Below are 12,888 nucleotides of genomic sequence, written 5' to 3'. Positions count from 1 at the left end.
GGTTAGCTCCACCGCTTGGACGAAGCCCCCGGTCAACCCGGTGGTGTCCGACAGCTCGGTGAGCAGACGGGTGCCCGCGTGACCGATCACACCCCGAGCGCCACCAACAGTCACGACCTTCGGACGCGTACGAGTACCCCGCACCCTGAAAGTGCCTCGTGCGGGACGATCTTGACTCCAGACAACCCAGATCATCCCAGATCGGAAGGCGGTTTCGCGTTCCAGGTAGGGTCACCAGCGCGCTTACTGAAGGCGCGAGGCTAAGCCCGCCGCCTGGTCAGCCAACTCCATCAACCCGGCTACCGAGCCGTTTTCACGCCAACCCCGTGGCGGTTCATTTTCGACTCGGTCCCGAGGAAACCAGTATCGGCTTGGGAATGGTCGGGGCCAGCTTCGGCGATTGTTGTGATGATCCTGTCAATTACGTGCTGGTTGGCGTAACGGATGGCCTGCTCCAGGTCGCTGATGGTCGTTGCGTGCCAACAGGTGGTCCACCACGATGGTTGGGCGAAGCCGGGCGGAGTGATCAGTCGTGTCGGTGGGAGCGCCGGGGCCGCCTCGCCGGAAATCCGCAGAAATTCGAACCAAGCCCGGTAGCGATTCAGCAGAGCTTTGATGACGGGCTCCGTCTCAAGGCCATGCCCTCTCTTTGCGAAGACCGCGTGCAGTTCTGCGTCCAGAACGGTTAACATTTGTTCGATTCGCCTGCCAGCTGCGTTTGGCTCCTCACTAGTCACGCCGGACCGCATGGATCTCTGGACCTCTTCGAACGAGACGGCGACGTCATCCAAGCCCGCCCAGCGAGGGTCGACTAGCACGCACCGCGCGTCGATTTCGTGTTTGCGCAGTTTAGCGGTGATCAGGAGGCTGAGCTTCGCCGCCGCGCAGACGCCAACTACGACGTGCGGCGGCGTTGCGGAGTCGACGAGGTCGACCGCGTAGCGCTCGGCAAGCTCGGCCAGCGAGGCAACCTCTCGGCTCTCTGCAAGATCGTTGACCGGATCCACCGTGTGATGCACAGGGCAGTCGCTTTCTACGAGAAGCTCAGCCAGCGGACGCCTCGCGTCGAAACGCAGGAAGTCAACAACGCAAATCGTCATGACCGTGCCCTCTCGTCGTTAAGTATGCGGCGAACCGTGCCGTGGTCAACCTTCCAGTTGCTGGTGAGCGGTACGGTGTCAGTACAGAGCGCGTGGCGGGAATGCACATAGTGTGGCAGCAGAGTTCGTGCAGCACCTTCCGCTTCGCCCGCTATCACTGGATCTCTCGAGGCCACAACGGTGAGCGGCGTCGGGCTGTCAAGGTGCTCGGCAATGGCGGAGGCCAAATCCGCGTAGGTGATCGGTTTTCGCCCGTCGGTCAACGTCGCATGCCGATCGAACGGTCCGACGACTCGGCCCCAGAGGCCAACTGCGTTCCGGTGGTCTGCGTCGGGTGTGCGCAGGGGATTCGACGACATCAGTAGATGTGCCACAACAACTCCTGCTCTGCACCGCGGCTTCGCTTAGCGGAGGAGTGGCCCGTCCCGAGTTCGATGGTGGTCAAGCCATTGGCGGCGACGAACTTAAGTGGCTCGACGAAGCACAGAGTTGCGTACAGAAATCTCCGCTGCTCGAATTCGTCTGGCATGCCAACTTCGTAGACTTCGAGCGCTGACTCGCGGAGTCTTGCGAACGTGACGCCGGCAAGTTCGCCACCGCTGGTCCGGACGCTCAGCGCCCGCGCGCTTTGGCTGTCGAACGTCCACCATTTTTCGAGCTGGTAGGCGCTCAGCCGGTGGTGGGCGATCGCGCCGTTGTTCCGGGAAACGGCCGCGACGAGCGGTGCGGCCTCGGCGATGAGCTCCTTCGTCACCTGTGACCAGCTCCTTTCTAGGCGGAGATCCTCAGCTGCGCGAGCGTCGTGCGTCCACACGTCGCGCACGCGCTTCGACGCGTGATGCACTCGCCCAGACGAATCGACCTCCACCTCGAGACGGGAAAACATATCCGCCGGATGAACCCGCGGCGGTGTCGGCCACGACCGCAGAAAAGCGGCCAGCTGACTATGCGGCACATATAGGGCCACTGGGCGCAGTCCGATCGCCTGAGCCTCCTCGGTCGCGCGGCGGATGAGGGCGGTCAGGCACTCCTCAGAGGCCCACCGGTCGCGTCGCCGCACCACCGCCGCGCCGCCGATCTTGCGGCTGTGTGGGCCTAGATGCAGGCAAGGCACGTCATTCGGGAGGCCGAGAGTGGTCAGCTCGCGGGTGATCTCGTTTTGGGGTGTGCGGGAAAGCGTGCTTCGCCAGATGGGAAGGCAACCGACTACTTTGCCTCCGTCTCGTCCGACCACCGATCGCGCATCCCAGCGCTCGTCATCCGCCAGTTCGCCCAGCCAACGCCGCACGTCGTAGTCGGAGCCGTACTCCGTAGCGCTCGTTATCCGAGGCGGCAACGCTTCCAGGGTAGTTTGCGTCTTCATTAGTTCCCCTAACTGGCCGTTGCCGGTGCGATGTTCGAAGGCTCCGCAATAAGCAGGCGTGCAGCGCGGACGTCAACCTTCCCCGCGGCGTTTTTCGGCAGGCTTCCTACGGCGACGATGCGTGCTGGCATTAAGGCGTCCGGCAGTATGTCGCGCAGCTTCGAGCGGAGCAGGTCGACGTCGACGTCCGCGGCGACGAGCGCGTGCAGGCGTGTCCGGCCGCGAACGTCGTTGCTAGTCTCGACTCGGGCCTCCAGGGCTCCGGCGCGCACTAGGGCGGCCTCGATGGCTTCCAATTCAATCCGCCGGCCGAGGATCTTCACCTGGCGGTCGACGCGACCGAGGAAAACGAACGATCCGTCCGGCAGTTGGCGGACAAGGTCGCCGGTCCGGTAGAAGCGCCCACCCGCGAAGCGGTCCGTGAAGAACCCGTCGGCGGTGAAGTAGCCGTCGGCAAGCGTGGATCCCGAGATGAGGAGCTCGCTCTCGTCGAGCATCAATTCCTTGCCGGGCAGGGGATACCCGATTGGCAGGGGATCCGGGGTGTCCGGCACCATGGCGGGAACTTCGTAGGCGGAGGCGGTGATGCCAGCCTCCGTCGGCCCATACGAGTTGATCAGACGGACTCGGCCAAGCCCCCCGGCGCGCCACATGTGCGCGTCACACTCGTACGCGGCCTCGCCACCTAGGATCACCGTCGCAAGACTCGGCAGATCCGGTTGACGATCGCGCAGATACGACGCCCACTGTCGCCAGTACGCCGTGGGCAGCTCGAGCACGGTCACGCCGCAATCGCGGATACGATTCTGGAGCTGGGAGAAGGTCGGCGTGGTCACGACGCCGGCAACCACTGTTGCGCCGGCGAACAGCGCGGGCCAGATCTCCTCCTGCGACGTGTCGAATGCCAGCCGGGCGAACTGCAAGACGCGATCACTAGGAGCCAAATTTAGCCAGGCGATCGTGCTGACGATGTGGCGACGGGCAGCGTCGACGCTCATGCCAACGCCCTTGGGTGCCCCGGTGCTGCCCGAGGTAAAGATGAGGTACTGCAGGGTGCTCAGGTGTTCCTGCCACGTGGTGATTGGCTTGGCCCGACATGCCGTCATGACGAGATCCCCGCCCAGGACGGGCACGGGAAGAACAGTTCCGTCCAGCTCGTCGAGCATGCTTGCGTCGTCCGTGAGAACCCCGGTACATGCAAACTTCTCGATAATTGTTCGTCGCCATTCCGCAGGCCATTCGAGGTCCATCGGAATAAGCGTGCCTCCGGCGGCTGCTACGGCGAGCACTGCGGGAACTCGGGCCGCCGACATGGAAGTGATCACCGCGACGGGGCCTGGGCGAGTCATCGCCGCACTAATCAAGTTACCTGCAGAGCGGGACTGTTCGAACAGCTCCGCGTAGCTGTACTCACGATCGGTGCCGATATAGGCTACGTCATCGGATTGAGCAACTGATTGTTTACACAAGAGATCGAAAATGTTGGTGCTGGTCATGAGAGTCTCGTTTCTAGGTGTCAATTGACAGCGGCGAGCCGAACGCGCTGCTGTACGAGCGAGACGACCGCCGAGAAACGCGCGTCGCGGAACACGTCGGCGACTGACAGTTCGACCCCGAAATTGTCGACGAGGTGTTGTATGAGGACGACGGCGTCCATCGAGTCGCCGCCGAGCGCGAAGAAGTTATCGTCCGCATCGATGGTGTTGCTGCGGAGCAGCTCGCACCAGACAGCGGCGACCTCAGCAGAGATGTCAGTCATGGTGGATCGATCCTTAGGGTCGAAGGGTCTGGGGTTGGAGCCCTGGATGCCCAGGGCCGCGAAGTGTGGCTGATGGTTGGTTGCCGTGCGATGGCTCGGAGGGAATGGCCGCCTCGCCGTTCTGGTCGCCCCGACCGCTGATTGAGATCTGCGCGTGTCGTCGCTGTCTAAGGACCTGCCGGCGGGGTTGTCCACGGGGTTGACCTACGCGGAGGGAAGGTCGGGCTGGGTGACGGCTCGGGAAGTGGTCCGAACGGGTGTCGACGCGGGCAAGGAAGCGCGCCACGCGGCGGCATTCGATGCAGAGGGGCGGCTGTTGTGATCCATGCGGATCGTCAACGACCGGGCCGCGATCGGGGCGCTGATCACCCGCGCCGGGCTGGCCGGCGTCGAGGTGTGGTGGGCGGTGGACCTGACCTGCGCGGCGGCGGCGCTGCTGGTCGCGGCCGGTCAGCGGGTGCTTTACGTGCCCAGCCGGATTGTCAACAGGATGGCCGGTGCATTCGCCGGTGAGGGCAAGACCGACGCCAGGGACGCCCGGGTCATCGCCGACACTGCCGGGCTGCGCCGCGACCTGATCGAGCTGCTCACGCCGAACGAGCTGGTGGTGGAGTTGTCGCTGCTGGTCGCCCACCGCGCCGACCTGTTGGCCGATTGGGTGCGCGGTGTCAGCCGGCTGCGCGAGCTGCTCACCGCGATCTTCCCTGCGCTGGAGCGGGCCTTCGACTACTCCACCCGCAGCGCGTTGATCCTGGTGGCCGGCTACCAGACCCCGCAAGCGGTCCCTGACGCCGGTCCGACCGAGCTGGCCGCGTACTTTACCGATGCCGGCGCATGGCGCAGGGGCGTCCGGGCCATGGTGGACAATGCGCTGATCGCCGCGGCCGCGCAGACCGTGCGCTTGCCCGCCGAGGCCACCAACGCCGCTCTGATCGCCCGGCTGGCCCGCCGGCTGCCGGACCTGGACCCGGAGATCAAGGACACCGACAGGCTGCTCCCTGACAGGTTCCGTATGCCCCCTCAGGCGAAGATTATCGAGAGCATACCCGGCGTGGGGCCGATCCTCGGCGCGGGGTTTCTCGTCGCCACCGGCGGCCTGGCCGCGTTCGGCACCCCGGCCCGGCTGGCCGCCTAGGCCAGGCTCGCACCGGTGCCCCTCGACTCCGGCCGCCGTACCAGCAACCCGCACCGACCCGAGCGCTATCACCGCGGCCTGCGCCGGGTCATCTACATGGCCACCTGGTCCAGCCTCCGCGCCGGCGGCGCTTCCCAGACGTTCCACCGCCGCAAACGCGACCGTCGACTGTGCCACACCCAGGCCGTCATCGCCCTGGCCCGCAGAGTGGTCGACGTGCTCTGAGCACTGCTGCGCGACGACCGCGAGTTCCATAACACGCCCCCGCTCTCGGCGAGGGCTTGACACGGTCATTGAGATTCCCTCCGGGCGATGTGGTTGCGGTTTCTGATCACGTCCGGACGACCACACCGGTCGGGGTGGGCCCAGGCTCGACGGAGGCCGCCAAGCGAACGGTTTGCTCTTTCACGGCCCAGGCTGCTCCTGGCCGGATCAGGAATGCCAAGCCGACGAATCCGGCGGCCAAGATGCCCCAACCCAAGATGGTGAAGCTGCCGGTCATGAAGGTGACCACGGCCGGGCCTACTGCAGTTTCGGCTGTTTTGCCCATGGAGAAGATGGCACCGTAGAGACCGTGCTCGGCCCGCGGTGCAATGCCATAGCGCAGTCCCCACCCGCCCGCGGCGACGCGCATCTCGCCGTAAGTAAGGGTCAGCACCCCCAACAGAAGGATCGAGGTGGCGATCGTGGCGGACCGCGGCAACGAGGCCAGGGCGATGACGACGCATGCGGCAGCCACGGCGATCGCTCCCTGCGCAACGGCGCGTCGTGCGTTCGGAACCGAGTCGGTCCGTTGGGCCACATGAACCTGAAACAAGACGACGCAGGCCATGTTCGCGATGGTCAGCCAGGCGGCTAGGGGCGCTGGCGCGCGCGTGTGGTGCAGCAGCCATAGGGGCATGCCGATTACAAGGATCGTCTCATGGATAGAAATTAGTCCGATGACGACAGACAGGAAGAGGAATCCCCGGCGCCGGCTCACCCGGCTGGCGTTCGTTCGCCGGACGACGCCCGGCGTCACTTTGGGTAGGCGGCGGGTCATCAGATTAACCGCGGCGAGCGATGCTGAAAATACGACGAGGATCACCACGAACGCGGAACGGGTGCCGACAACGAGGGCAACGCCGGCCGCCGCGCTGCCGACTGCCAGCCCCGCATTCGACATGCTGTGGTTGCGGGCGGCGACCTTGACACGCCGATCCTGGTCGAGCAGATGACCAACCAAGGCGCTGTGTCCTACACTGCTGACTTTCTGGGTAATCGCTAAAGCGCAGAGCACGGCACAGCATGCCGGGAATCCCTGGGCGAAGATCATCAAGGGAACAACGGCGGCGCTGAGCAGGCCAGCGCCGATGGCGGTTTCCCGCGCACCGACGCGATCCACGGTACGGCCGGCAGAGCCAGCCACAAGCATCCAAAGGATGCCCGAGACAGAGAGCGCCAGGCCGATCTGCTGGGCAGAAATATGCGAGAAACGCGTTAGGTAAATGACGCTGGTAGTCGCGTACAGGCCGAATCCGAAGCTGAGGACGAAGGCATTCAGCAGAAGAACGCGTTCGACGAACGACATGGATCGCAAGGAGGATGTCATGGGGCGCAGAGTGATTCCGACGGCGTTCTCATTTGTCGCCATCGCAGACCTCTTTGATTGCGGCGACCTGCGTCTCTGCGAGTCGATCGATGAGATCCGTGTCGTAGATCGCCGGATCGAATTGCCAGCGGAGGGACATCGGCCCTGTGAAGTCGCCACTGATGTACAGCGCCATGGCGGGCACTCGCGTGGTATCCGTGGGCATGAAGTGAGGCTGCTGGTTAGCCGGCGCCAGCTGTGCGTCGCGCATCAGGTTCGGCTGTCGCAGGTAGTAGTTGAAGGTGACGTCGCTCTGTTCACGGACCGACCTAATAATTGCGCCCGCCGGTCCAGCCAGCCATTGGGCGAGGGACTGGTAGTTCTCGCCAAAGCGCAGTGCTCGGGCGAGTGCCTGATCAACCAATGCCATCGCGCCGCCGACGCTCTGGATGGCTCGCAGGTCGAGCACCACAGGAATCTGCGTGGCGAGCCATCCGACGGTCCGCGCGAGGTCAAGCTGGGCGGAAAACCGTCCCCGGCCGTGGTGGGTCATCCGCACCGCGAGCACGTCTCGCATTTCCGAGCGGCGTACGGCATATGCCAGGGCACCGAAGAGGACCCGTACAGAAGGGCGGACTCCACAAATTTCTTTTATAATTTGCCCGGTACGCCGCCTCGTCAGCGTAAGACGTGGTTCGGTATCCTCCGAGCGCAGAAGCTCGGCCTGCTCCAGCCAATATGTCACTGACTCGGCTGCGCTGGGCCTCAGATGGAACATTGAAGCCGCCTGTGCCAGTTCCAAGATGCTGCTCGACCGTCGCTGCAACACCACCTGGTTGTCATTCCTGATCTGCATGTATGCGGTGTCAAGATCCGCCAGGACGATCTGCATGGAAACCGCGTCTACGCAGAAATGATGCACCACGATGAGAAGGCGGCCAACCTCATCGTCGCTCCCCGGAAAGAGCGCACCCCGGACAACCGGGCCATCGATCGGATCCAAATCGCTGCGCAGTTCGTCGGCGATGCGCTGGAGTTCCAGCTCATCGTCGGGGAATCTCGCCAACATGCGTAGGAATGGCCCGGCGGGTGTGCGGTCTAGGCGTTGGGTCCGCGGCCAATCGTGTTGATTCAATCGAAGTTGCAAGCCGTCGTGGTGGTCGACCACCGCGCGGACTGCAGCATCCATCGCGGCGAAGTCGAGTGGCTCGGACGCGTTCAGGAGAAAACCTACAACATTAGACCCCGGCCTGGGTATCCCATTGGCTAGCCATTCCTGCTGCATCGGGAGAAGAGGAATCCGGCCCTCTGGTGCAGGATGGATGATGGTCGCTGCATCGTCGCGCTCAACTGCGACGCGGGCGAGGCGGCGCGCGGTGGGGAACCGCGCAATTTGATCTAGGGAGACTCGCAAACCCTGCCTTTGCAAGTTCGCCACGAGAAGCACAGCATTCAATGAAGTGCCGCCGTTTTCGAAGAAGCATTCGTCAGGGTCGACACATGGAAGACCGAGCTCCACGGCGAACGCGCGGGCGATCAAGTGTTCCCTTGTAGATATCGTCGATTCCGGTAAGCTTTCCTCGCGGACTTCCAACTCTTGCATCGTTGCTCCCGATATCGGCGGGTGGTCGGCCTAGAGGGCTGTCAAGGTGGCGCGCGGTAGTGGTTTCTCGATGGCTCGCGCTTTTCGGTGCGCGTGTGTCGCGTCGGCCAGTCGCTGCATGCCGGCGGCCCAATCGGTACGCAGGTCAACCATGTTAAGGGAGCGCACCAGCGGAGGCAGCGCGAGCGGCCCGTTCGCGCCGGTAATGAGCACCGGGATAAGCCGGACCGGCTGTAACGCCGACGTCGTACGGATCCATCGGTTCAAAAAAGCGTAGTATTCATGTCTCTGCCAGGGGCCCATAGCGTGACCACCGACTATTATGGCGGCCACCGGAACGGTGTCGAGCAGCGTTTCTAACTGGGCGGCAACATGGTCGCCTGGCGCCAATTCCATAGAGTCCATCCAGCAGGCGAGACCCTGCCTTTCCAGCGAATCCCGGATCCCCTGGACCCATTCCCGATCGAGGCTGTTGTAACTGAGGAAGATGTCGAAGCCGGCATCGCCGACCGTTTTGGAAATCGTACGTGGAAGTGCCTGGTGGCGCTGAGCCTGGACCTCGACGGCACTGGGGCTCATATCCAGGCTCGATGTTCTAGTCATGGCAATCCCGTAGGTCGAATTCGTGTTTGATGGCCTCGCGCTGTCAGCTGTCGTGAAGGCCATGTTGGATCGTTCATCGGTACCCCATCCCGCGTTGTTTCCTTCAATTCACGGACGGTCGTTGCCGACGACGTCGGTGACGTTCTCCTGATTTACGTCAGCGTTGGTACAGGTTAGGAAAGTCGGCGATATCTCGACGAGGCGCTCGATCAATTCGCGGGAAGGCCCTCACCAGTGCACCTTTTGCCGATCGCGTGGGAAGGCCGGTGATGAAGCTCCGGCGATCAACCTCGAGCGAGACGTGTTCGACGTCTTCGGAGGATCGTTCCGCGCTCCAGATGATGTCCATGAGGGTAGCCCGCGTTAGGATGCGTGCCAGAACCCTCCTGCTTGGTTACGGTGAATCGTGTGAGATGAACGGAGGCCGTTGTGACAGGAGCGCAGCTCAGTCTTAGATGAGGCTGCTAGAGGCGGAGGCGCCAGCCTGATCGGCTTCGCCATCAGCCATATCGCCAACCGCAATCCCTTGGTGCTAAGCATATGCGACTCCGACTCCAAGGATGACAGGGGCAAAGGTGATGGCCACGGCGGGACTGGGATACGATAAACATGATTATTTTCCAGATTCTCGAGGTGCATCTTCTTGCCGACCCACTCCCATGCATGTCTTTCTCGGTGGCTCTAGGAACATCCTTAAACGTCTTCGGGTTTGGCGGAAGGGAAGTGACCTGGCCGGAATTTGCCTTGGACGGTTGTGGCCAGCATGCCTGTTGGAGCCGTGCTCCTTCTCTGAAGAGGCCGTCAGCCGCATGAGCGGGAGGACGCCTGCCACGCCAGCCGTGGTGAGGGCCGCGATAGCGCCGAGAGCCACCGCCGCGACGTCGAGATTGACCACGGCGAGGCATGACCATCCCGGCCACCAGACGCTAGGCCAGCCCGCTGCTGACCGGGTGCTGGCCCTTGCCGCGGCCGCAAGTGGTTTAGGATCCACTTCGCGGAGGTGTGGGCGCTCGACCGCATCCAGCCGGTGATGTCACCGCATAGATCAGCCGACCGCACGGCGCATGAGGCAGCGGAAAGCGTTGCCGCTCGACGTCCATCCACCTCCTGGCTGTCGCCACGAGTACCAAAAAGATCAGCCTCGCCTGCGACGGCGTCGGCCGCTCACTGGCATTCATGCTGTCCGTTGGCAACGTCAACGATTGACATCCGCTCCGCCGAGCCCTCGCGATCCGCGTCGAGCGGTTGGGCTGCGGGCCGGCGCAGGATCCGCCCAGCTCATGACGTCGCGGACAGACACCCAATGCAGTCGAGAGTCACGTTGTTGCGGTGGCGGGTGTCGGAAACCCGAGGTCTTCGCGGTGTTCGTCGCGGGATTGCAGGCAGTGGTGGAGTTGCCCGATGAGCTTGTTGAACGAGTGCCGCAGACTGGCCGCGTAACGGTCGGCCGTGGTCACGGCGGGGGCCGTAGTGGCGTGTGGCGCTGGTGAAGCGGTGAGTGTCGACGATCAGCACGCCCTGCGGGTCACCGAGGTGCTCGATCAGGTAGTCCCGCAGGTCATCGCGGACCGCCTCGACGTCCCAGTCCGCCCACCGCAGCAACCGCTGCATCCCGTCCGGCGACACCTCACCCGCCCGCTCGGCCAAGGTCCAGCCGTTCTTCCGCTGCAGCCCCGCCGCCAGCCCACACAGGTACTGCCGGACCCGAGCCCGCGGCTCCGCCCGCCGGAACCGGCCTGCGATCCGAGCGTGCAACCGATCCAGCTCCGCCGCCCACGCATCGACCACCGCCACCGTCACGGCAGACATCATGCACTACACAGCATCCACAACTGCCGTTGCAGTACTAGGCCATCTGTGCCGAGCCGCGCTGGCGCGGGATCGGGCACACGATCCATGCACGCTGCCGCGTCGGCGGCGGTCGGCTCGCTGTCGGCGCTGTGGTTGTCGACTACCAGGTTCGACCAGGAGCTCTACAAACGGTGCAACTGTGGACTGGTTATACCTCTGCCATACCTGACTTCTTCAAAATCGAACTGATACATCGTCAAGAAAGCTTGAATTCCTATAAGCTGGCCTTATGTTTCAACGTGTGCACCGAACCTCTGCTGTCAAGTCGTTTCAGCGGATGTTGTGAATTCTTAGAGAGGGGCCCGCCGTGCGACTGAGGCGTATCCCGAGCTGGGCCACGATTGGCTTCGCGCTAATCAGTAGCGTGGCAGAGACCATCTGCGCCCGGGCTCCGACCGACCTGATTGGGTGAGAACAGGAAGATTCGCGCTACTACCAACGCGCCCGCTGCGTGTTAGTCGAGGCCACCTTCATCATCACCAACTTGCACAGCATCACCTCGTGAGTTGGACACCGACCCGCACCAGGCGACGTCTTCGCCCGATAACGAAACAGCCCGTAGGATCTGTTGTCTGAGTCGATCGGGGTCGTAGGTGGTCAGGGTCCGTGTCAGGTGGTGATCTGACGAACGGCCGCCGGATGCGACCCCACCATTTTGAGATCCGGGCGAGGCTGGATCGAATCGTCTCACAGGAGACACGAAGCATGAATACCTCTTCATTGCCCTCGGGAGCGGAGGGGGCTGACGGACCGGCCATTCGGATCGGTGCTTTCGTTCCATTATCTCGGCCGGGCTGGGTCGCGGCAGGCAGGCATTTGCTCGCTGGGCTCGAGTTGGCTGTTGACGAGGTCAATGACGCCGGTGGGGTCGCGGGGGCGCCACTCGGGTTGGTGGTCCGAGACACCGCGGCTGATCCACAAAGGGCTGCGGCGGCTGTGGATGAGTTAGCTGGGCTAGGTGTGTCTGCCTTGGCTGGGGAGTATCACAGCGTTGTTGCTCGCGCCGTCGCCGCCAAGGCCCATGCCCTCGGCCTTCCGTTCCTCTGCTCGTCAGCGGTCCTCGACGCGCTCACCGAACAGCCAACGGAATGGGTCGCGCGCCTGGCCCCGGCGCAGTCGCACGGCTGGCAGATCTACGCAGGCTACCTCCTCCGTGTGGGCCACCGTCGAATCGCCGTAGCAATCGAACCGAGTGTGTACTGGGCGTCAGGAGCGCGGATCCTTCGGGATTGCCTCGCTCCGCACGGCGGAACTATCACCGAACTCGATGTGCGCTCGCTCACACCCATGGCGGTCTGCGAGGCACTCGTCGACGATCGCGCGACAGCCCTCGTTCTTTTGGTCGGACACCCGGAGCCAGCGGTGTCGATCGTCAAGTCTGTCCGTCGCGACCAGCGTCTAGCCGCGATCATGATTGGTGCTCCAGCGGGGCAACCGGAGTTCGCTGAATGGGCCACGTTGTTGGGTGAGGATGGTGCCGGGGTTTCATTCTTGCGCTACCTGCCCGATCGCCTCAGCCCACGTGGCGCGCGGGTCGAGACGGCCCTTCGAATGCGGCTAGCCGAAGCGCCGTCCTTTGTTGCATTCGAGGGCCATGACACGGTCTTGATCCTCGCCGAGGTGCTGCGCTCTCACGGCGTGGACCGGGCAGGCAGTGCTAGACCTTGGTCGCGCGTTGCCATCGAAGGCACCCGCGGGAAGATTCAGTTCTCCCGTATGCCGGGCATTAGCGTCTGGCAATGGGCCTGGTCGCCAATCCAAATCGTTGATCGAGATCCGGCGCAACCCGACCGCTTTCGGACCCTTTACTCAAGCTGACTGACGGGAGGCTTAACTGCCGGATCTACCGACGTTTGAGGCAAACTACCGCCTTACGTGCTAGTGCCAGGTCCTCGTTGCGTCCG

Annotated in this window: 8 protein-coding genes and 2 pseudogenes; 2 read left to right on the top strand and 8 right to left on the bottom strand. The window is 63.5% G+C overall.

What is annotated here, in order from left to right; translation table 11 throughout:
- Positions 1-299: 299 nt before the first annotated feature.
- The 4 genes from GA0070609_RS16625 to GA0070609_RS16610 all read right to left on the bottom strand — a co-directional run bounded on the left by GA0070609_RS16625 (position 300) and on the right by GA0070609_RS16610 (position 4,222).
- Positions 300-1,100: a hypothetical protein gene (locus GA0070609_RS16625; RefSeq protein ID WP_088994628.1), complete on the bottom strand. Its 801-nt coding sequence runs from the start codon at positions 1,098-1,100 to the stop codon at positions 300-302.
- A 358-nt stretch (positions 1,101-1,458) separates the two neighbouring features.
- Entirely contained in the window at positions 1,459-2,463 is a 1,005-nt protein-coding gene (locus GA0070609_RS33310) for a hypothetical protein (protein ID WP_157748215.1), read from the bottom strand.
- 8 nt (positions 2,464-2,471) lie between these two features.
- The gene (locus GA0070609_RS16615; protein WP_088994626.1) at positions 2,472-3,959 is read right to left on the bottom strand and encodes an AMP-binding protein; all 1,488 of its coding nucleotides are present in this window, start codon (positions 3,957-3,959) and stop codon (positions 2,472-2,474) included.
- A 20-nt stretch (positions 3,960-3,979) separates the two neighbouring features.
- Complete coding sequence (locus tag GA0070609_RS16610) at positions 3,980-4,222, bottom strand: phosphopantetheine-binding protein (protein ID WP_088994625.1); 243 nt, start codon at positions 4,220-4,222, stop codon at positions 3,980-3,982.
- 229 nt (positions 4,223-4,451) lie between these two features.
- Here GA0070609_RS16610 and GA0070609_RS16605 point away from each other — a divergent pair.
- Positions 4,452-5,582, top strand: a pseudogene (locus GA0070609_RS16605) (IS110 family RNA-guided transposase).
- Positions 5,583-5,688: 106 nt separating this feature from the next.
- Here GA0070609_RS16605 and GA0070609_RS16600 read toward each other — a convergent pair.
- The 4 genes and pseudogenes from GA0070609_RS16600 to GA0070609_RS16585 form a co-directional block, all read right to left on the bottom strand.
- Entirely contained in the window at positions 5,689-6,927 is a 1,239-nt protein-coding gene (locus GA0070609_RS16600) for an MFS transporter (protein WP_157748214.1), read from the bottom strand.
- A gap of 49 nt (positions 6,928-6,976) precedes the next feature.
- Positions 6,977-8,530 carry a condensation domain-containing protein gene (locus GA0070609_RS16595; RefSeq protein ID WP_088994623.1) on the bottom strand — a complete coding sequence of 518 codons (1,554 nt, stop codon included), beginning with the start codon at positions 8,528-8,530 and terminating at the stop codon, positions 6,977-6,979.
- A 30-nt stretch (positions 8,531-8,560) separates the two neighbouring features.
- A complete protein-coding gene (locus tag GA0070609_RS16590) occupies positions 8,561-9,196 on the bottom strand; it encodes a toll/interleukin-1 receptor domain-containing protein (protein ID WP_088994622.1) in 636 nt (211 codons plus the stop codon).
- A 1,386-nt stretch (positions 9,197-10,582) separates the two neighbouring features.
- Positions 10,583-10,942, bottom strand: a pseudogene (locus GA0070609_RS16585) (transposase); the annotation flags it as partial.
- Between the two features lie 681 nt (positions 10,943-11,623).
- Between GA0070609_RS16585 and GA0070609_RS16580 the strand changes: the two are divergent.
- Positions 11,624-12,802 (top strand): ABC transporter substrate-binding protein, encoded by a 1,179-nt coding sequence (locus GA0070609_RS16580; RefSeq protein ID WP_331716940.1) that lies wholly within the window; start codon positions 11,624-11,626, stop codon positions 12,800-12,802.
- The last annotated feature ends 86 nt before the right edge of the window (positions 12,803-12,888 follow it).

It is taken from the genome of Micromonospora echinaurantiaca (assembly GCF_900090235.1).
In the GTDB taxonomy this organism is placed as follows: Bacteria; Actinomycetota; Actinomycetes; order Mycobacteriales; family Micromonosporaceae; genus Micromonospora; species Micromonospora echinaurantiaca.
Note: the sequence above shows the minus strand (reverse complement) of the source record. Positions and strands in the feature narration are given on the sequence as shown.

Coding starts and splice junctions, on each gene's coding strand:
- GA0070609_RS16615 (WP_088994626.1), bottom strand. CDS start 3,959: ATGACCAGCACCAACATTTTCGATCTCTTGTGTAAACAATCAGTTGCT.
- GA0070609_RS16600 (WP_157748214.1), bottom strand. CDS start 6,927: ATGTCGTTCGTCGAACGCGTTCTTCTGCTGAATGCCTTCGTCCTCAGC.
- GA0070609_RS16625 (WP_088994628.1), bottom strand. CDS start 1,100: ATGACGATTTGCGTTGTTGACTTCCTGCGTTTCGACGCGAGGCGTCCG.
- GA0070609_RS16610 (WP_088994625.1), bottom strand. CDS start 4,222: ATGACTGACATCTCTGCTGAGGTCGCCGCTGTCTGGTGCGAGCTGCTC.
- GA0070609_RS16590 (WP_088994622.1), bottom strand. CDS start 9,196: ATGGCCTTCACGACAGCTGACAGCGCGAGGCCATCAAACACGAATTCG.
- GA0070609_RS33310 (WP_157748215.1), bottom strand. CDS start 2,463: ATGAAGACGCAAACTACCCTGGAAGCGTTGCCGCCTCGGATAACGAGC.
- GA0070609_RS16595 (WP_088994623.1), bottom strand. CDS start 8,530: ATGCAAGAGTTGGAAGTCCGCGAGGAAAGCTTACCGGAATCGACGATA.
- GA0070609_RS16580 (WP_331716940.1), top strand. CDS start 11,624: ATGCGACCCCACCATTTTGAGATCCGGGCGAGGCTGGATCGAATCGTC.